Source organism: Staphylococcus sp. GDY8P131P (genome assembly GCF_017891975.1).
In the GTDB taxonomy this organism is placed as follows: Bacteria; Bacillota; Bacilli; order Staphylococcales; family Staphylococcaceae; genus Staphylococcus; species Staphylococcus nepalensis.
Window position 1 is genome coordinate 256,647 of sequence record NZ_JAESKF010000002.1, and the last position, 19,133, is coordinate 275,779.

20 protein-coding genes are annotated in these 19,133 nt (G+C 32.2%); 19 read left to right on the forward strand and 1 reads right to left on the reverse strand.

Annotated elements, in window-relative coordinates:
- Positions 1 to 3 precede the first annotated feature (3 nt).
- The 12 genes from KA894_RS01800 (at position 4) to holA (ending at position 9,539) form a co-directional block, all read left to right on the forward strand.
- The gene (locus tag KA894_RS01800) at positions 4 to 531 is read left to right on the forward strand and encodes a YqeG family HAD IIIA-type phosphatase (protein ID WP_096809382.1); all 528 of its coding nucleotides are present in this window, start codon (positions 4 to 6) and stop codon (positions 529 to 531) included.
- Positions 532 to 1,638: a ribosome biogenesis GTPase YqeH gene (gene yqeH / locus KA894_RS01805; RefSeq protein ID WP_096809383.1), complete on the forward strand. Its 1,107-nt coding sequence runs from the start codon at positions 532 to 534 to the stop codon at positions 1,636 to 1,638.
- A gap of 12 nt (positions 1,639 to 1,650) precedes the next feature.
- Positions 1,651 to 2,448 (forward strand): shikimate dehydrogenase, encoded by a 798-nt coding sequence (gene aroE, locus KA894_RS01810; RefSeq protein ID WP_096809385.1) that lies wholly within the window; start codon positions 1,651 to 1,653, stop codon positions 2,446 to 2,448.
- 11 nt (positions 2,449 to 2,459) lie between these two features.
- On the forward strand, positions 2,460 to 2,750 hold the full coding sequence (gene yhbY / locus KA894_RS01815; RefSeq protein ID WP_096809386.1) for a ribosome assembly RNA-binding protein YhbY: 291 nt from the start codon (positions 2,460 to 2,462) through the stop codon (positions 2,748 to 2,750).
- Complete coding sequence (nadD, locus tag KA894_RS01820; RefSeq protein WP_096809388.1) at positions 2,750 to 3,325, forward strand: nicotinate (nicotinamide) nucleotide adenylyltransferase; 576 nt, start codon at positions 2,750 to 2,752, stop codon at positions 3,323 to 3,325. The genes yhbY and nadD overlap by 1 nt, the downstream gene beginning before the upstream one ends.
- Complete coding sequence (gene yqeK / locus KA894_RS01825; protein WP_096809390.1) at positions 3,312 to 3,896, forward strand: bis(5'-nucleosyl)-tetraphosphatase (symmetrical) YqeK; 585 nt, start codon at positions 3,312 to 3,314, stop codon at positions 3,894 to 3,896. Before nadD ends, yqeK begins: the two co-directional genes overlap by 14 nt.
- Positions 3,897 to 4,250, forward strand: coding sequence for a ribosome silencing factor (rsfS, locus tag KA894_RS01830; protein WP_096809391.1), 354 nt, complete (start codon positions 3,897 to 3,899; stop codon positions 4,248 to 4,250). It begins immediately after the preceding gene.
- 2 nt (positions 4,251 to 4,252) lie between these two features.
- Entirely contained in the window at positions 4,253 to 4,972 is a 720-nt protein-coding gene (locus KA894_RS01835) for a class I SAM-dependent DNA methyltransferase (RefSeq protein WP_096809393.1), read from the forward strand.
- A 48-nt stretch (positions 4,973 to 5,020) separates the two neighbouring features.
- Complete coding sequence (locus KA894_RS01840; protein ID WP_107644204.1) at positions 5,021 to 5,743, forward strand: helix-hairpin-helix domain-containing protein; 723 nt, start codon at positions 5,021 to 5,023, stop codon at positions 5,741 to 5,743.
- Between the two features lie 82 nt (positions 5,744 to 5,825).
- The gene (locus KA894_RS01845) at positions 5,826 to 6,287 is read left to right on the forward strand and encodes a ComE operon protein 2 (RefSeq protein ID WP_096809397.1); all 462 of its coding nucleotides are present in this window, start codon (positions 5,826 to 5,828) and stop codon (positions 6,285 to 6,287) included.
- A 95-nt stretch (positions 6,288 to 6,382) separates the two neighbouring features.
- The gene (locus KA894_RS01850; RefSeq protein ID WP_232164822.1) at positions 6,383 to 8,497 is read left to right on the forward strand and encodes a DNA internalization-related competence protein ComEC/Rec2; all 2,115 of its coding nucleotides are present in this window, start codon (positions 6,383 to 6,385) and stop codon (positions 8,495 to 8,497) included.
- Between the two features lie 67 nt (positions 8,498 to 8,564).
- Complete coding sequence (gene holA / locus KA894_RS01855) at positions 8,565 to 9,539, forward strand: DNA polymerase III subunit delta (RefSeq protein ID WP_096809399.1); 975 nt, start codon at positions 8,565 to 8,567, stop codon at positions 9,537 to 9,539.
- A 130-nt stretch (positions 9,540 to 9,669) separates the two neighbouring features.
- On the opposite strand, the gene rpsT is transcribed toward holA, so the two are convergent.
- On the reverse strand, positions 9,670 to 9,921 hold the full coding sequence (gene rpsT, locus KA894_RS01860; RefSeq protein ID WP_096809402.1) for a 30S ribosomal protein S20: 252 nt from the start codon (positions 9,919 to 9,921) through the stop codon (positions 9,670 to 9,672).
- 318 nt (positions 9,922 to 10,239) lie between these two features.
- Between rpsT and lepA the strand changes: the two genes are divergently transcribed.
- The 7 genes from lepA (at position 10,240) to prmA (ending at position 19,133) form a co-directional block, all read left to right on the forward strand.
- Positions 10,240 to 12,063 carry a translation elongation factor 4 gene (gene lepA, locus KA894_RS01865; RefSeq protein WP_096809406.1) on the forward strand — a complete coding sequence of 608 codons (1,824 nt, stop codon included), beginning with the start codon at positions 10,240 to 10,242 and terminating at the stop codon, positions 12,061 to 12,063.
- Positions 12,064 to 12,160: 97 nt separating this feature from the next.
- A complete protein-coding gene (hemW, locus tag KA894_RS01870; RefSeq protein WP_115342129.1) occupies positions 12,161 to 13,285 on the forward strand; it encodes a radical SAM family heme chaperone HemW in 1,125 nt (374 codons plus the stop codon).
- Between the two features lie 100 nt (positions 13,286 to 13,385).
- Positions 13,386 to 14,366 (forward strand): heat-inducible transcriptional repressor HrcA, encoded by a 981-nt coding sequence (gene hrcA / locus KA894_RS01875; RefSeq protein ID WP_096809412.1) that lies wholly within the window; start codon positions 13,386 to 13,388, stop codon positions 14,364 to 14,366.
- 26 nt (positions 14,367 to 14,392) lie between these two features.
- Entirely contained in the window at positions 14,393 to 15,019 is a 627-nt protein-coding gene (grpE, locus tag KA894_RS01880) for a nucleotide exchange factor GrpE (RefSeq protein ID WP_119488172.1), read from the forward strand.
- A gap of 51 nt (positions 15,020 to 15,070) precedes the next feature.
- On the forward strand, positions 15,071 to 16,915 hold the full coding sequence (gene dnaK / locus KA894_RS01885) for a molecular chaperone DnaK (protein ID WP_096809418.1): 1,845 nt from the start codon (positions 15,071 to 15,073) through the stop codon (positions 16,913 to 16,915).
- A gap of 145 nt (positions 16,916 to 17,060) precedes the next feature.
- Positions 17,061 to 18,191 (forward strand): molecular chaperone DnaJ, encoded by a 1,131-nt coding sequence (gene dnaJ / locus KA894_RS01890; RefSeq protein ID WP_096809421.1) that lies wholly within the window; start codon positions 17,061 to 17,063, stop codon positions 18,189 to 18,191.
- Between the two features lie 3 nt (positions 18,192 to 18,194).
- Positions 18,195 to 19,133, forward strand: coding sequence for a 50S ribosomal protein L11 methyltransferase (gene prmA / locus KA894_RS01895; protein WP_119488174.1), 939 nt, complete (start codon positions 18,195 to 18,197; stop codon positions 19,131 to 19,133).

A 19,133-nucleotide genomic window follows, 5' to 3' on the forward strand; every position in this document is an offset into this window, starting at 1 on the left:
ATAATGGGTATGATAAAGAAATATTTTATGCCAAATGAATACGTGCAATCTATTTTTCAAATAGACATAGATAAACTTGCAGAATCTGGTGTAAAAGGTATAGTAACTGATTTAGATAATACACTTGTTGGGTGGGACGTTGCTGACCCGACAGAAGCAGTTAAAAACTGGTTTGAAGAAGCGAAACAAAGAGGTATTACCATTACAATTGTTTCTAATAACAGTGAAAAAAGAGTTGGCAGTTTTTCAAAATCTTTAAAAGTCGATTATATATTTAAAGCAAAAAAACCAAGAGGCCGTGCATTTAATCGTGCGATGACCTCTATGGATTTAAAACCATCTGAAGTTGTAGTCATAGGAGACCAAATGTTAACGGATGTGTTTGGTGGCAATCGACGTGGTCTGTTTACAATTATGGTGGTGCCTGTTAAGCAAACAGATGGTTTTATAACTAAATTTAATCGACTAATAGAGCGACGTTTATTACAGCACTTTAGAAAAAAAGGCTATATCAAGTGGGAGGAAAACTGATTGAGTGAGACGGAATTATTAAAATGTATTGGTTGCGGTGCGCCATTACAATCTGAAGATTCAGACGCGCCAGGTTATGTGCCGGAACACAATTTGTTTCGTGAAGATGTAATATGTAAACGGTGTTTTAGGTTGAAAAATTATAACGAAGTTCAAGATGTCGGATTAGATAGTGAAGATTTTTTAAATCTACTGAATGGATTAAGTGAGAAAAAAGGCATAATCGTAAATGTCGTAGATGTTTTTGACTTTGAGGGCTCTTTTATTAATGCTATAAAACGAATCGTTGGAAATAAAAAAATTATTTTAGTAGCTAACAAAATAGATTTATTACCAAAACAAATCAATAAACGTCGTGTAAAAGAATGGTTAAAAAGAACGGCGAAAAAATATGGACTTGAAGCCGAAGACGTAGTGCTCATATCTGCAGAAAAAAATGAAGGCATTGAAAATTTATTAGAGTCTATTGATCGCATTCGAAACCATGAAGATGTATATATTGTAGGCACGACAAATGTAGGGAAATCGACTTTAATTAATAAATTAATAGAACGTAGTGTAGGAGAAAAGGATGTTGTGACGACATCAAGGTTTCCTGGTACAACGTTAGATATGATTGACATACCATTAGATGAAACAACTTTCATGTATGATACACCAGGTGTAATCCAAGATCACCAAATGACGCATTTAGTTTCAGAAGATGAACTTAAAGTTGTCATACCTAAAAAAGAGATTAAGCAACGAATTTACCAACTTAACGAAGGGCAAACTTTATTTTTTGGTGGTCTTGCACGTATTGATTATATAAGTGGAGGGAAACGTCCATTAATTTGTTATTTTTCAAATGAATTAAACATTCACAGAACTAAAACAGAAAACGCTAATGAACTATGGCGCAATCAATTAGGCTCGCTCTTAGCGCCACCTCATAATCCTGAGAACTTTGACTTAAAAGATGTTAAAGCCGTAAGATTAGAAACAGGTAAAGAAAAAAGAGATGTCATGATTTCTGGTTTAGGTTTCATCACAATAGATGCAGGTGCAAAAGTGATTGTTCGAGTGCCTAAAAATGTTGATGTTATTTTAAGAAATTCAATTATGTAAGGTGTGTTAAATATGAAATTTGCAGTAATTGGCAACCCTATTGATCATTCGTTATCGCCTGCAATGCATAACGCTAATTTTAAAGCATTAGATTACCATGCAACGTACGAAGCTATTAATATCTCTGAAAAAGATTTCCATCTTATAAAGGAAATTACTTCAGAAAAAGATTTATCTGGTTTTAATGTTACCATTCCTCATAAAGAGCGTATTATACCTTTCCTAGATGAAATTGACGAACAGTCTGAAACTGTTGGCGCCGTTAATACAGTTAAAATTAGAAATGGTAAATGGATTGGCTATAATACAGATGGCATTGGCTATGTCAAAGGGTTACAGCAAGTTTATCCAGATTTAAACAATGCATATATACTAATCTTGGGAGCAGGCGGAGCAAGTAAAGGTATTGCTAATGAATTAACTAAGTATGTAAAGCCTAAACTTACTATAGCGAATAGATCGATGAATAGATTTGAACAGTGGAATTTAAATGTTAATAAAGTTCATTTATCAGAAGCTGAAGTGGCATTATCAGAATTTGATATTATTATTAATACGACGCCTGCTGGTATGAATACAAATCAAGAAATTCCAATTAGTTTAAAAAATTTAGAACCTGATACATTAATAAGTGACATTGTGTATGTCCCATTTAAGACGCCCATTTTACAACAAGCTGAAGCGCAAGGTAATCCGGTCTATAATGGCTTAGACATGTTTATTTATCAAGGAGCCGAAAGCTTTAAAATATGGACGGCCACTGAACCAAATATACAAATTATGAAACAAACAGTTTTAGAATATTTATAAAGGAGTATTTTATGTTAACAGGTAAACAAAAAAGGTTTTTAAGAAGCAAAGCACATAATATAGATCCAACTTTCCAAATCGGAAAAGCTGGTCTTGGAGATAACATGATAGATCAATTAAAAGATATTTTAGAAAATAGAGAATTAATAAAGATACATGTTTTGCAAAATAATTTTGAAGACAAAAATGACTTAGCACAGTCATTAAGCGATGCAACGCATAGTGAAATTGTTCAAGTAATCGGGTCTATGATTGTGTTGTATAAAGAATCACAAGATAACAAACAGATTCAATTACCTTAATGGCTCAATCTATTGTTTTATATGGTGGGCAGTTTAACCCGATTCATACAGCTCACATGGTTGTTGCTAGTGAAGTGAATCATGTTATTCAACCAGATATATTTTATTTTATACCAAGTTATATGTCGCCACTAAAAGCGCATACAGATTATTTAGACGCGAGATATAGGATAGATATGATTCAATGTGCGATTAATGAATTGGGGTTTGGATCAATTTGTTTAGATGAAATAGAACGCAAAGGTCAAAGTTATACGTATCATACGATAAAACATATCCTAGATAAGCATCCGAATGCTAAATTGTATTTTGTCATAGGCACTGATCAGTATAATCAATTAGAAAAGTGGTATAAAATTGAAGCATTGAAATCAATCGTCACGTTTGTAATTGTTAACAGAGAAAAATCAAATCAAGAAGTAACATCGAACATGTTAGCAATCAATATACCACGTGTAGATATTAGTTCCACGCTTATAAGGAATAGAGTGAAACAAAATAATAATATTCAAATGCTTGTTTCTCAAAGTGTAGAAAAATATATCAGAGAGGAAGGATTATATGAAAACGGATGAAGCCGTCTCCTTAGTGAAAGCAAAATTACCTGAGAAAAGATTTAATCACTCACTTAGAGTAGCAGAAACAGCTGTGAAATTAGCTGAAATATATGATGGTGATAAAGATAAAGCAGAACTTGCTGGCATTTTACATGATTACAGTAAGTATGATGATTTAGGCTCAATGTATCAAATGGTTAGACAATATGATTTAGATAGTGATTTACTCAGTTATGGTTCGGAAATTTTACATGGTCCTGTTTGTGCAGTTATAATGGAAAATCAATTTGGCGTGACTGATGAAGAAGTCTTATTGGCTATCAAAAATCATACAACTGGACGTGCTCAAATGTCCAAAACTGAAAAATTAGTTTTTATTGCAGATTATATAGAACCTGGTCGTCAGACCCCAGGCGTTGAAGAAATTAGAGATTTAGCATACAATCAAGGTAGCTTAGATAATACAATTTATGAAATTTCTAAGCGAACTGTTTTATATTTAATCACAAAAGATATTACCGTTTATAATGCCACGATTGCTTGCTTGAATTATTACAATTATAGTGACGAAAGAGTAAAGGATGATTAAATGAATTCAGATCAATTATTAAACATAGCTGTCAAAGCAACTGAAGATAAAAAGGCAGAAGATATTATTTCTTTAAATATGCAAGGTATCAGTGATATGACAGATTATTTTATAGTTTGTCATGGTAACAATGAAAGACAAGTTCAATCCATTGCACGTGCAGTTAAAGACGCTGCAAATGAAGCTGAAATTGAAGTTAAACGAATGGAAGGTTTTAACGAGGCAAGATGGATTTTAATTGACTTAGCTAATGTTGTTGTTCACGTCTTCCATAAAGATGAACGTGATTATTACAATCTTGAAAAATTATATCGAGATGCGCCTTTAGCATCTTATGGACAGGCAGTTTATTAATAATGGTTCAATATGAAGAAATGAGCTTTTACTACGATCAATTGACTTTAGACCAGCCTTACGAATCTTGGCTTAATCTTGTAGATTATTTTGCCAATAACAAAACATCTATCTTAGATATTGGTTGTGGGACAGGCAGTTTCACTTCAAAATTAGACGGATTTGATCATATAACTGGGATGGATTTAAGCGTTGATATGCTTTCTATAGCAATGCAAAAATCCAATAAAGTGAACTGGATAGAAGGAGATATGACTGAATTCGAACTTAATCGACAATTCGATGTGATTACCATTTTTTGCGATTCTTTAAATTATTTACCCGAAAAAGAAGATGTAACGGCGACGTTCCATCAAGTGTATAATCATTTAGAAACGGATAGTGGCGTGTTTATGTTTGATGTTCACACAGAACACAAAATGACAACGCTATTCAATAATGAAAGTTATATTGATGAAACTGAAAATGTATTTTTAGGTTGGGAAGCTGTTCGAGGCGAAGCCCCTTTAAGCGTATGGCATGACATGACTTTTTTTATAAAAAAGGGTGAAAATCAATATATCAGATTTGATGAATCACATTATCAAAGAACGTATACAGAAGAAATTTACACAAGCATGCTTGAAGCTTGTGGTTTTAAAAATATAACAACTTTTGTTGATTTTGAAATAGATAATCATGATAAAGATGGGGAACGTTTGTTTTTCATCGCAAAAAAATAAAGAGTAAAATCACTCCCTTATGCGTGTATAGTATAAAGGAGTGATTTTTTGTTACATCAATGGGAATTAATCAAAGACATTTGCCACAAATATCGAGCTTTAATCATAATGAGTGCGATTTCAGTTTTGCTAATTGTTTCAATATTGTTTCTTATATTTAACGCGCATAGTAACGAAAATGAGTTTAAACAAACTGATGAAAACAAATTAATTGGAACAAACACACATATGCCATCTTTATTAAAGGAGGATAATGGAACTTCATTAAATAATAAGACAAACCAAAGACAAAATAATACAAAGCATGCCACCATTTACGTAGATATTAAAGGTGCAGTGAAACATCCTAATATTTACAAAATGGCAAGCGATGATCGTATGAAACAGTTATTGGATAAAGCAGTTGTCTCAGTTAATGCAGATCTATCAAATATTAATTTATCAGAAAAATTAGTAGATCAAAAAATGGTATACATTCCTGAAAAAGGGGAGGATTTAAATACACAGAATGACAAAAAAACCAGTCATAACGTGAATTATGCAACGCATTTAGTAGAAGCAAGTAAAAATAGCAATGATGCAGCAATCAACATCAATACTGCAACAGAAAGTCAACTTATTTCTATTCCTGGAATAGGGCAAACGAAAGCTAAATCTATTATTGAATATAGGGAGCAAAACGGCGATTTCAAATCTTTAGACCAATTGAAAGAAATTAATGGAATTGGTGCTAAGACAGTTGAAAAATTAAGTTCTTATTTATCAATCTAAAATATTGTTGCATTATTAAGAAAAGCCAATTAATCTAGAATTATTCACAATAAAAATGACATACTATTGGAGGTTTAACATCATGGAACGAATCAAATGGGAAGAATATTTTATGGCTCAAAGTCATTTACTAGCGTTACGTTCTACTTGTGAAAGATTGTCAGTAGGCGCCACTATCGTCAAAGATAACAGAATAATTGCCGGAGGCTATAATGGTTCGGTATCAGGAGAAGTGCATTGTATCGATGAAGGATGTCTGTTAGAAGATGGACATTGTATTCGCACGATACATGCAGAGATGAATGCATTGCTACAATGCGCGAAACAAGGTGTGTCAACCGAGGGTGCTACGATTTATGTAACTCATTTTCCTTGTTTAAACTGTACAAAATCGATCATTCAAGCGGGTATTAAAAATATTTATTATGCAGAAGATTATCATAACCACCACTATGCTTTAGAATTGTTAGATCAGTCAGGTATTGTATATAAAAAAATCCCTTTTAACCCGAAACACGTAGCGCAATACTTAATCAATAAGTAAATTTGATTTACTATGCATTAGCTTTTTTAGCTGGTATCTTGGTTTTGTATACTAAAACTTTATCACTCATTATATTAATAGGATTAATCGTTATAATGATGCGTAAACGTTTTAGTTATTTTCATTATTTTATTATTATTATAATCCCTTTAATTAGCTTTATGGTGTTTCAAAAAGATTTGGATTCGACGATTAAAAATCGTTATTCAATGATAAATAAAAATTTTCAAGTAGAAGCGAAATTTATGAGTCACCCTTTTTTGGAACATCATCGTATTAAAGGAGAAATAATGATAAATAAAACGTTTTATAAATATATTTATCATCCAGAAAATGTTGAAACAAAGGCTATATCAAATTTTTTATGGCAAAAAAGTTGTAATGTGAATGGCCAATTTAAAGCTGTTAACCCTAATTTCAAAAGTAATCTTACCTTTTTTATTCAAAATATAGAGTTTTCAAGTTGTAAAAGCTACTCTAGCACATTAATCGATTTATTACATAGGCATAAAGCATTTATCTATAAAAAGTTACGGCAATGGGATATCAATTCACCTGAGAAAGCAATAGCATTTATAACAGGTAATACGGCACAAATGGAAAAAGATGAAATAGAAAAAATTAAAGATATCGGTATATATCATTTATTAGCTATCAGTGGTACACATATTGCTATCATTATAGGAATTGTATTTTATATGTGTAATTTATTCAAATGCCCGTTATTATTCATCAAAATGATATTATTGTTTTTATTACCTGTTTACTGTTTTTATACAAATATGTCACCAAGTGCTATTAGAGCTGTCTCAATGAGCTTGATTATATTAATATTTCCGAAATATATTATGAAAAATGCTATGGATGTGCTAGGTGGTCTATTTATCGTTTTAACTTTAATAAACCCTTCGCTAATCTACCATATTGGATTTCAATTTTCTTTTTTAATTACTTTTTTTATACTTTTTTCTAGTCCTTTACTAACAAACGTGTCACCATTTAAATCACTTATTTATATCACCTTGATTGCTCAATTAGGTTCATTTATTATAAGTGCGATTCATTTTCACCAAATTCAATGGATTGGCTTAATATCAAATTTATTTTTTGTGCCTTTTTATTCATTTATATTATTTCCACTAGTCATTATTCTTACTTGTTTTATCCATTTTCCTTTTAAAATAACCATGTTATCCATACTATATAATAATGTCGTATTTATACATGATAAGTTTGTAGAAAATTTCGAAAAAATCAATAGTTTTAAATGGTATATCCCTGTATTGAACGATCTACAAATAACTGGCATATGTATTATTTTATTTGTTAATTTATTGCTATTAGTAAATAAACATTTTAAAATGTTTATCTTTGCCCTGGTTATTTTATACATTTTTTCTACTGTAATACCTCAATCTAAGGACTATCAATTAACTATGCTAAATGTAGGACAGGGTGATGCTTTTTTATTTGAAACACAAAAACACGAGGTATTATTAATTGATACTGGAGGGCAATTCAATTCAAAACAAACAACGCCCAATCATAATATTTCTAAATATCATATACTCCCAACTTTAAAACGCCATAATATCAAAAAGATTGATTACGTGGTAATTACACACCCTCACATAGACCATATGGGTGAGTTAGAATATTTAATTCAAAAACAACCTATTGAAAATATCATTATTAATCAAAAAAGCTTTAAACCAGAGGAATTAAATCATTTGAGAGAAACTTCACAAAAGTATAATGTAAAACTTTTAGATTTTAAAAATAAACCGCGATTTTTAATGGACAAAGCTCATATTAATCTTTTAGATGCTACGATTCTCAATTCAGATAATTTAAATGAGCAATCGATTATTATACTGATACAATACAGAAAATACAAAATATTATTAATGGGCGACGCAACTATGAACAATGAATCTATATTAATGCAAAAATATAATTTATATAATGTGGATGTTTTAAAGGTAGGTCATCATGGTAGTAAAACGAGTACGAGCGAGGCACTTCTTCAAGCTACTAAACCGAAAATAGCTCTGATATCAGCGGGAAACAACAATAGGTATGGCTTACCTAATAAACTGGTTATTAACAAGTTACAATCTTTAGGAGCTAAAATATTACAAACTCATACAGATGGTGAAGTCAGTATTTTGTTTAGAGATAATATTTTATTACAAACTCATACAGATTAAATTAGTTAGAAAATATTAGACATGTTATAATTATGAAATGTGCAATAGTAATGAAAGGGTGCTAAGAATGAGTAATAATATAATAACAATATACGGAGAAGTGCCTGAACTTATTGAAAAAAAAGCTTCCGAAATGATTGATAAATATTTAGATGCGCCAAAAGACGACTTTAATTTCATAAAATATAATTTATATGAAAGTGATTTAGCTCCAATAATTGAAGAATCGCTTACTATGCCTTTCTTTTCTGATAAAAAAGTGGTTCTGGTACAAAATGCGTATGTATTTACTGGCGAGAAAGCACCTAAAGAACTTAATCATAATATCGACCAACTTATGAAATTTATAGAAAAATATGATGGTGAGACCTTAATTATATTTGAAGTGAATCATGCTAAATTAGATGAAAGAAAAAAAGTTGTTAAATCTTTGAAAAAACATGCTCAAATTATAAAGATAGAGCAAATGTCTGAAGAAGAATTGAAAAATTGGATAAAAAGTCAACTACATGAAAATTATAAAGATATTAAACAAGACGCACTTGAGTTAATTCTAGAATTGACCGGTGTAAATTTTAATGTTATTAAACAGGAAATTGAAAAATTAATACTATTTTTAGGTGAGAGAACTACAATTAACAAACAAGATGTGCATCAAATCGTTAATAGAAGTTTAGAACAAAATGTTTTTTTATTAACCGAATATATTCAAAAAAATAAAAAGACCGAAGCGATTCAATTAGTTAAAGACTTAACAGCGATGAAAGAGGAACCTATCAAATTGTTAGCATTAGTGACGAGTAATTACCGTCTGTTTTATCAAAGCAAAATATTAGGACAAAAGGGGTACAGCGGCCAACAAATAGCTAAAACGATAAATGTTCATCCTTATAGAGTCAAATTAGCTTTAAATCAAGCAAGGCATTACCAATTAGAAAGTTTGTTGAACATCATTGATAATTGTGCAGAGACTGATTATAAATTAAAGTCTTCCTATATGGATAAACAATTAATCCTTGAGTTATTTATTTTATCGCTCTAACACCGATAATTGCTGTTTTTGAATCATTTTAAGCATTAACCACTAAAATAAAAGACCATAAAAGATGATTAGGATCATCTTTACGGCCTTTTATTCATAAAAAAGTTCAAGCTAATGCTTGAACTTTTAATTATTTAGCAGCTGTCATTAAAGAAGATTTAATTCTAGCAGCTTTGTTAGAATGTATTAAGTTGCGTTGAGAAGCTTTATCTACTTTTTTCAATGCAAAGCTTACTAATTGAGATTTGTCATCAGCATTTGCTTCGATTGCTGAATGAGCTCTCTTAACAGCTGTACGCATTGCATTTTTTTGTGAAATATTACGTTCCTCAGTTACACGAGTTGAATTAACACGTTTGATTGCAGATTTAATGTTTGGCATGTCTGTCACCTCCTAAAAGTGTGATCTTCGCTATCAAAAATAATTTGATTACAACAAGAAATATTTTATCAAAACAAGCAACTTTCTGCAATCATTTATTTATAATAAGGCGCGTAAACACGCGATAAATGTTACAATAATATTTATAATAGAACAAATTCAACTTTTAAATTTGTTTGGAAGTTGAATTTAAATACTTTAATTTAAATATTACACTTGGTTATCACAAGTTTGCAATTAGTAAACAAAAACGTTATTATATCAAAGAATGTCATACATATTTACGGGCTAGAATTATGAAAGTGAGAATGATAATACATGGATAAAGAAAATCGTTTAAGTAAGCGTGAAAATATAAGAAATTTTTCTATTATCGCACATATTGACCATGGTAAATCCACGTTAGCTGATAGAATTTTAGAAAACACTAAATCCGTCGAATCACGTGAAATGCAATCACAGTTATTAGATTCCATGGATTTAGAAAGAGAACGAGGTATAACAATTAAGTTAAATGCTGTGCGTTTAAAATATGATGCAAAAGACGGGGAAACATATACATTTCATTTAATTGATACACCTGGACACGTAGATTTTACCTATGAAGTTTCTAGATCGTTAGCAGCCTGTGAAGGTGCAATTTTAATTGTAGATGCTGCTCAAGGTATAGAAGCTCAAACATTAGCTAATGTTTATTTAGCATTAGATAATGATTTGGAATTATTACCAGTTGTAAATAAAATCGATTTACCAGCAGCAGAACCTGAACGTGTGAAACAAGAGGTAGAGGATGTTATAGGTCTCGATCAAGACGATGTTGTCTTAGCAAGTGCAAAATCGAATATTGGTATTGAAGATATATTAGAAAAAATAGTAGAAGTAGTTCCTCCACCAGAAGGCGATCCGGAAGCACCGTTGAGAGCGCTAATTTTTGATTCTGAATATGATCCGTACAGAGGTGTTATATCTTCCATCAGAATTGTTGAAGGCACATTGAAAAACGGAGATCAAATAAAAATGATGGCTACAGGAAAATCTTTTGAAGTAACTGAAGTAGGTTTCAACACACCGAAACAATTACCTGTAGATGCTTTAACAGTTGGTGATGTCGGGTATGTTATCGCCAATATTAAAAATGTGGATGATTCTCGAGTTGGGGACACGATTACACATGTGCAACGTCCGGCCGCAGAACCCTTAAAAGGTTATAAAAAGATGAACCCAATGGTTTTTTGTGGTTTATTCCCAATAGATAATAAAGATTATAATGACTTGCGTGAAGCGTTAGAAAAATTACAATTAAATGATGCTTCATTGGAATTTGAGCCTGAATCATCTCAAGCGCTAGGATTTGGTTACAGAACAGGCTTCTTAGGTATGTTACATATGGAGATTATCCAAGAACGTATTGAACGTGAGTTTGGGATAGAACTTATTGCTACAGCGCCGTCAGTGATTTATGAATGTATCATGAAAAATGGCGATGAAATTTCTGTTGATAATCCTGCGCATATGCCTGAAAGAGATCAAATTGATACAATATATGAACCGTTTGTAAGAGCGACTATGATGGTACCAAATGATTACGTAGGTGCTGTTATGGAACTATGTCAACGTAAACGTGGTCAATTCATTAACATGGAATATTTAGATGATATTCGAGTTAATATTATATATGAAATCCCCTTATCAGAAGTCGTATTTGATTTCTTTGACCAACTTAAATCAAATACAAAAGGATATGCTTCATTTGATTATGAATTTATAGATAATAAAGAAAGTGATTTAGTCAAAATGGACATATTGTTAAATGGCGAGAAGGTTGATGCACTTAGCTTCATAGTTCATAAAGAATTTGCTTACGAAAGAGGTAAGGCGTTAGTCGAAAAATTAAAAACCCTAATACCAAGACAGCAATTTGAAGTACCTGTTCAAGCAGCAGTTGGTCAAAAAATCATAGCGCGTACAAACATTAAGTCGATGGGTAAAAATGTATTGTCGAAATGCTATGGTGGCGACATCAGCCGTAAAAGAAAATTATTAGAAAAACAAAAAGCCGGTAAAGCAAAAATGAAAGCGGTAGGGAACGTAGAAATTCCTCAAGATGCTTTCTTAGCAGTGCTTAAAATGGACGAAGATTAATATAAATTTAACATTGGGGCCTTAAATCCATTCGATTTATGCCCCAGTTTTTTGTTATATTCATTAAATTTTATTTATGAAAGAAGGTGATCGCAAAATGGAAGTGAAAAGCGCATATATTCATATCCCTTTCTGTGTGAGAATTTGTACTTATTGCGATTTCAATAAATACTTTATACAAAACCAGCCAGTCGACCAATACTTAGATTGTTTGATTACGGAAATGAACCAAAGTGAAGTTAGAACATTAGATACAGTTTTTGTTGGCGGGGGAACGCCTACTGCATTGTCACATGAGCAGTTAGAAAAACTATTAGTCGCTATCACTGATATATTTGAGATTAAAGGTGAATTTAGTTTTGAAGCTAATCCAGACGAATTGACGCTAGATAAAGTTCAACTTCTGAAAGATTATGGTGTTAATAGACTTTCTATGGGTGTTCAAACATTTAAACCTGAATTACTAGAAATTTTAGGTAGATCACATCAAACTGAAGATATCTATAATGCGGTAACTAATGCTAGAAAAGTTGGTATTCCTTCAATAAGTTTAGATTTAATGTATCACTTACCAAAACAAACTTTAGAAGACTTTAAAGATAGTTTAGAAAAAGCGCTATCTATGGACATTGATCATATTTCTAGTTACGGGTTGATTTTAGAGCCTAAAACACAGTTTTATAATATGTATCGCAAGGGACAGTTAAAAATTCCAAATGAAGATATCGGGGAAGAAATGTATGAGTATTTATTAAATAGAATGAACCAATCTGAATTGCATCAATATGAAATTTCAAACTTTGGTAAAGCAGGACACGAATCTGAACATAATAAAGTTTATTGGAAAAACGAAGGATATTACGGATTTGGCGCAGGAGCGAGCGGTTATGTTAATGGAGAACGTTATAATAATGTAAACCCAGTAAACCATTATATTAAAAAAATACAAAATAATGAAAGACCTATCCTAGATTCAACTTACCCTACAGAAAATGAACAAATGGAAGAAGAAATGTTTCTAGGATTAAGAATGAACCAAGGTGTTAACCGAGAACGTTTTTATCAAAAATTTAATAAAACGGTGGACGATGTATATAGTGAAGCAATACAAGATTTACTTCAACGTGAACTTATTCTCGATAATGGTGGGTATATCTCATTGACAGAAAGAGGAAAGGTAATAGGGAATCTAGTGTTTGAATCATTTTTATTAAATGTTTAATTTTTTTGAAAAACTGAGCCTTTAACGTTGACTTACTTTGACCAATTTGATAAATTATAATTAGCACTTGAAACAGAAGAGTGCTAATGAGGTGAATAACATGATTAGTGATAGGCAATTGAGCATTTTAAATGCAATTGTTGAAGATTATGTTGATTTAGGTCAACCAATTGGTTCAAAAACACTGATTGAACGACATAAATTAAATGTTAGTCCTGCTACTATTAGAAATGAGATGAAACAACTAGAAGAACTTCGTTTAATAGAGAAAACACATACTTCATCAGGACGTTCTCCATCAGAGTCAGGCATCAGATACTATGTGAATCAATTATTGCAGCAAACATCTCATCATCGACACAAAAAAATGCAACGTTTAAGAGAATTGTTGGTGGAAAACCATTATGATATTTCCTCAGCTTTGAGCGAATTTGCAAATGAACTTTCAATCGCTTCTCAATATACAACGTTGGTAATGCGTCCAAATCACAAAAAAGATATTATTAATAACATTCACTTGATTCGAGCAAATGCTTATTTGGTCATTATGGTTGTTGTTTTTACTTCAGGTCATGTGGAAAATTTGCATTTGGTATCTAAGGTGCCCTTATCGAGTGATGAATTGACGAATATAGCTAACTTTGTGACTGCGACCTATAATGAATTAAACAACCAGCGCTTTGAAAATGAACTTAATGCTTTTGTAAAATCAGACTTTGAAAAAGATTTTATAAAAGATATGCTAGATACGATAGAAGTTCATTTTGATAATCAAAGTAATGGCATTTATATGGGTGGAAAGGTTAAACTAATTGATGCGTTAAATGAATCAAACGTGGCATCTATTCAACCTATATTGCAGTATATCGAATCAAATAAGATTACTCAGTTGCTTGATGAAATGTCAAATTCATCAATAAATGTTAAGATTGGACACGAAATTGAATCAAGTTTAAGTGACATTTCTATCGTCACAACGCAATATCACATTGACGATAGACTTAAAGGTCAAATCGCTGTTATCGGACCAACAGCAATGAATTATCAGAATGTAATACGATTACTAAATACGATTTGGTAATTAAGAATTGTATTGGAGGGCAGACAATGGCAGAAAAAAATGAATCAGTATTCGAAGAAAACGAAAAAACTGAAGATATGCAACAAGAATCTAGCGAAGACCAAATTACTTCAGTTGAAGATACTGAGGAAATGACAGACGAATCACAAGAAAATCTGCAGGAGGAGAATTCTGAAGAAACTGAAACAGAAATCGATCCTAAAGATGAAGAAATTCAACAGTTAAAAAACAATGTTCAAGAACAAGAAGAAAAATATTTGAGATTGTATGCTGAATTTGAAAATTACAAGCGTAGAATCCAAAAAGAAAATCAAACGATGAAAGAATATAAAGCACAAGATGTTTTAAATGATATTTTACCTACTATAGATAATATTGAACGTGCTTTACAAATTGAAGGCGAAGATGAGCAATTTAAATCACTACAAAAAGGTGTAGATATGGTTTATGAAAGCTTATTGAGCGCCCTAAAAAACAACGGTTTAGAAAAAATTGAAGCTGAAGGTCAACAATTTGATCCGAATGTACACCAAGCTGTAGTTCAAGATGATAACCCAGATTTTGAATCAGGAGAAATCACGCAAGAATTACAAACTGGTTACAAGTTGAAGGATCGAGTATTAAGACCTTCAATGGTTAAAGTAAATCAATAATTTTTATTGATGAAAACACCAAATTTTTAAACAAACAGGAGGAAATTATTTATGAGTAAAGTAATAGGTATTGACTTAGGTACAACAAATTCATGTGTAGCAATCTTAGAAGGTGACGAACCTAAAGTAGTTCAAAACCCTGAAGGCGCAAGAACAACACCATCTGTTGTTGCATTTAAAAATGATGAAACACAAGTAGGTGAAGTTGCTAAACGTCAAGCAATCACAAACCCTAATACAATCCAATCTATTAAACGTCATATGGGTACAGATTATAAAGTTGACGTGGAAGGTAAATCATACACACCTCAAGAAATTTCAGCTATGGTTTTACAAAACTTAAAAGGTACAGCTGAAGATTATTTGGGTGAAAAAGTTGAAAAAGCAGTTATTACTGTGCCTGCATACTTTAATGACAGTGAACGTCAAGCAACAAAAGATGCTGGTAAAATTGCTGGTTTAGAAGTTGAACGTATCATTAACGAACCAACAGCAGCAGCTTTAGCTTATGGTTTAGACAAAACTGAACAAGATCAAAAAGTTTTAGTCTTTGACCTTGGTGGGGGTACTTTTGACGTATCTATCCTTGAATTAGGCGACGGTGTGTTTGAAGTACTTTCTACAGCAGGCGATAATAAACTAGGTGGGGATGACTTTGACCAAGTTATTATCGACTATTTAGTTGCAGAATTCAAAAAAGAAAATGGTGTGGATTTATCTCAAGATAAAATGGCATTACAACGTCTAAAAGACGCTGCAGAAAAAGCTAAAAAAGACTTGTCAGGTGTATCTCAAACACAAATTTCCCTACCATTTATTTCTGCTGGCGAAAGTGGCCCGTTACACTTAGAATTAAGCTTAACACGTTCTAAATTTGAAGAATTATCTGATTCATTAATTAGAAGAACTATGGATCCAACTCGTCAAGCTATGAAAGATGCTGGTTTATCAAGTTCTGATATTGACGAAGTTATTTTAGTTGGTGGTTCAACAAGAATTCCAGCAGTTCAAGAAGCTGTAAAAAAAGAAGTAGGCAAAGATCCTCATAAAGGCGTTAACCCAGACGAAGTAGTAGCAATGGGTGCTGCAATTCAAGGTGGCGTTATCACAGGCGATGTTAAAGACGTAGTGCTATTAGATGTGACACCATTATCATTAGGTATTGAAATTATGGGTGGACGTATGAATACGCTTATCGAAAGAAATACAACAATCCCAACATCTAAATCACAAGTTTATTCAACAGCAGCAGACAATCAACCAGCAGTTGATATCCATGTGTTACAAGGTGAACGTCCAATGGCTTCTGACAACAAAACTCTTGGCAGATTCCAATTAACTGATATTCCACCAGCTCCACGTGGCGTACCTCAAATTGAAGTAACTTTCGATATTGATAAAAACGGTATTGTAAATGTTACTGCAAAAGATTTAGGTACAAATAAAGAACAAAACATTACAATTCAATCAAGCTCTTCACTTTCAGATGAAGAAATTGATCGTATGGTTAAAGATGCTGAAGAAAATGAAGAAGCAGACAAAAAACGTCGTGAAGAAAGTGATTTAAGAAACGAAGCAGACAGCTTAGTATTCCAAGTTGAAAAAACAATCACTGACTTAGGTGAAAATATCAGCGAAGAAGATAAAAATAATGCAGAAGAGAAAAAAGAAGCTCTAAAATCTGCTCTTGAAGGCGAAGATATGGACGACATTAAAGCTAAAAAAGAAGAGTTAGAAAAAGTAGTTCAAGATTTATCTGCTAAAGTTTACGAACAAGCTGCTCAAGCGCAACAACAAGCACAAGGTGAACAAGCAAGTGATTCAAATGATAGCAATGTTGAAGACGCTGATTTCACAGAAGTAAACGATGATGATAACCAAGACGACAAAAAATAAGTTTAGTCATTATCTAATTAATTGTTATTGATAGTAAAATATGACACAATTGCTTAGCCAAATTAAGTCAAAGTCAATTGAACATTGGCTTTGACTTTTTCCTTTTTAATAAGTGATTTAATAAAATGTAAAAGGAGAGATAAAAGTGGCCAAAAGAGATTATTATGAAGTCTTAGGTGTTAGTAAAGACGCTTCTAAAGATGAAATAAAAAAGGCTTACCGTAAATTATCAAAAAAATATCATCCAGATATTAATAAAGAAGAAGGCGCAGATGCAAAATTCAAGGAAATATCAGAAGCTTATGAAGTTTTAAGTGATGAAAACAAACGTGCCAATTACGACCAATTTGGTCATGACGGACCACAAGGTGGTTTTGGTGGCCAAGGATTTGGCGGTCAAGATTTTGGTGGTTTCGGCGGCGGCTTCGAAGATATATTCAGCTCATTCTTTGGAGGCGGACGTCAACGTGACCCGAATGCTCCTAGAAAAGGTGATGACCTACAGTACACAATGACGGTAACGTTTGAAGAAGCTGTGTTTGGTACAGATAAAGAGATTTCCATACGTAAAGACGTAACTTGTCACACTTGTGATGGCGAAGGTGCTAAACCAGGAACTAAAAAGAAAACATGTCACTATTGTAATGGTTCGGGCCATGTAGCAGTTGAACAAAATACTATTTTAGGTCGAGTGAGAACTGAAAAAGTTTGTCCAGTATGTAGCGGTTCAGGTCAAGAATTTGAAGAACCTTGTCCAACTTGCCATGGTAAAGGAACTGAAAATAAAACAGTTAAAATTAACGTGACTGTACCTGAAGGTGTAGACAATGAGCAACAAATTAGATTAGCTGGCGAAGGTGCACCAGGAGAAAACGGTGGACCGCAAGGTGATTTATACATTGTATTTAGAGTTAAACCTTCAGAAACTTTTGAAAGAGATGGCGATGATATCTATTTCTTACAAAGTATTAGTATCGCGCAAGCAACGCTTGGTGATGAAGTGAAGGTGCCTACATTAAAAGGACATGTTATGTTAGCAATACCTGCTGGTACGCAGTCTGGAAAACAATTCCGTCTTAAAGAAAAAGGTATCAAAAATGTTCATGGTTATGGTTATGGTGACTTGTTCGTTAATGTGAAAGTAGTTACACCAACTAAAATTAATGAACGCCAAAAAGAATTATTACGAGAATTTGCTGAAATTGATGGTGAATCATTAAGTGAACAACCTTCAAATTTTAAAGATAAAGCAAAAAGATTCTTTAAAGGAGAATAAAATATGAACTGGACCGAAATTTCAATCACTGCAAATCATCAAGCAGTACCAATCATTTCCAATATTTTGGAAGAATTCGGATCAAATGGCGTTGTAATTGAAGATTCTCAAGATCTTCAAAATGGACTGACAGACAAATTTGGTGAGATTTATGAATTAAATCCTGAAGATTATCCAGCTAATGGTGTTAGAGTTAAAGCATATTTTAATAAAATTAAATATACTCAAGATTTTGAACATAAATTAATTCGTAAAATAAAAAGTATTGAAGTATTAGATGCTAAATTGTTTGAATATGAACAACAAACGATTCAAGAACATGATTGGGAAAATGAATGGAAAAATTATTTTCACCCATTTCGAGCTTCTGAAAAATTTACAATTGTCCCAAGTTGGGAAACGTACCAAAAAGAAGACGCAAACGAAATGTGTATTGAATTAGACCCTGGAATGGCTTTTGGTACAGGTGATCATCCTACTACAAGTATGTGTCTAAAAGCGATTGAGAAATTTGTTAAACCAGAGGATTCAGTGATTGATGTTGGAACAGGTTCAGGTATATTAAGCATTGCATCTCATTTATTAGGCGTAAAACGTATCAAAGCTTTAGATGTTGATGAAATGGCAATTAAAGTAGCAAAAGAAAATTTTGAAAAAAATCATTGCGAAGCAGCGATTGAGGCTGTGCCGGGAAATTTACTCACAGAAGAAACAGAAAAATTTGATGTCGTTATTGCTAATATTCTAGCTCATATTATTGAAGAAATGATAGAAGATGCTTATAATACGTTAAATAAAGAGGGTTATTTTATAACTTCAGGTATTATTGTTGAGAAACATGAAGCAATTTTAAATCAAATGAAGCGCATAGGTTTTAAAATCAATTCTATTAATCATGACAACGGTTGGGTATGTATCGTTGGACAGAAAGTGAGCGAATAA

What these genes read in the sequence shown, in the direction of transcription:
- KA894_RS01850 (WP_232164822.1), top strand. Translation starts at nt 6,383, where the DNA reads ATGATGCGTAAACGTTTTAGTTATTTTCATTATTTTATTATTATTATA.
- dnaK (WP_096809418.1), top strand. Translation starts at nt 15,071, where the DNA reads ATGAGTAAAGTAATAGGTATTGACTTAGGTACAACAAATTCATGTGTA.
- rpsT (WP_096809402.1), bottom strand. Translation starts at nt 9,921, where the DNA reads ATGCCAAACATTAAATCTGCAATCAAACGTGTTAATTCAACTCGTGTA.
- aroE (WP_096809385.1), top strand. Translation starts at nt 1,651, where the DNA reads ATGAAATTTGCAGTAATTGGCAACCCTATTGATCATTCGTTATCGCCT.
- grpE (WP_119488172.1), top strand. Translation starts at nt 14,393, where the DNA reads ATGGCAGAAAAAAATGAATCAGTATTCGAAGAAAACGAAAAAACTGAA.
- KA894_RS01835 (WP_096809393.1), top strand. Translation starts at nt 4,253, where the DNA reads ATGGTTCAATATGAAGAAATGAGCTTTTACTACGATCAATTGACTTTA.
- holA (WP_096809399.1), top strand. Translation starts at nt 8,565, where the DNA reads ATGAGTAATAATATAATAACAATATACGGAGAAGTGCCTGAACTTATT.
- KA894_RS01845 (WP_096809397.1), top strand. Translation starts at nt 5,826, where the DNA reads ATGGAACGAATCAAATGGGAAGAATATTTTATGGCTCAAAGTCATTTA.
- nadD (WP_096809388.1), top strand. Translation starts at nt 2,750, where the DNA reads ATGGCTCAATCTATTGTTTTATATGGTGGGCAGTTTAACCCGATTCAT.
- rsfS (WP_096809391.1), top strand. Translation starts at nt 3,897, where the DNA reads ATGAATTCAGATCAATTATTAAACATAGCTGTCAAAGCAACTGAAGAT.
- KA894_RS01800 (WP_096809382.1), top strand. Translation starts at nt 4, where the DNA reads ATGGGTATGATAAAGAAATATTTTATGCCAAATGAATACGTGCAATCT.
- hemW (WP_115342129.1), top strand. Translation starts at nt 12,161, where the DNA reads ATGGAAGTGAAAAGCGCATATATTCATATCCCTTTCTGTGTGAGAATT.
- prmA (WP_119488174.1), top strand. Translation starts at nt 18,195, where the DNA reads ATGAACTGGACCGAAATTTCAATCACTGCAAATCATCAAGCAGTACCA.
- yqeK (WP_096809390.1), top strand. Translation starts at nt 3,312, where the DNA reads ATGAAAACGGATGAAGCCGTCTCCTTAGTGAAAGCAAAATTACCTGAG.
- hrcA (WP_096809412.1), top strand. Translation starts at nt 13,386, where the DNA reads ATGATTAGTGATAGGCAATTGAGCATTTTAAATGCAATTGTTGAAGAT.
- lepA (WP_096809406.1), top strand. Translation starts at nt 10,240, where the DNA reads ATGGATAAAGAAAATCGTTTAAGTAAGCGTGAAAATATAAGAAATTTT.
- yhbY (WP_096809386.1), top strand. Translation starts at nt 2,460, where the DNA reads ATGTTAACAGGTAAACAAAAAAGGTTTTTAAGAAGCAAAGCACATAAT.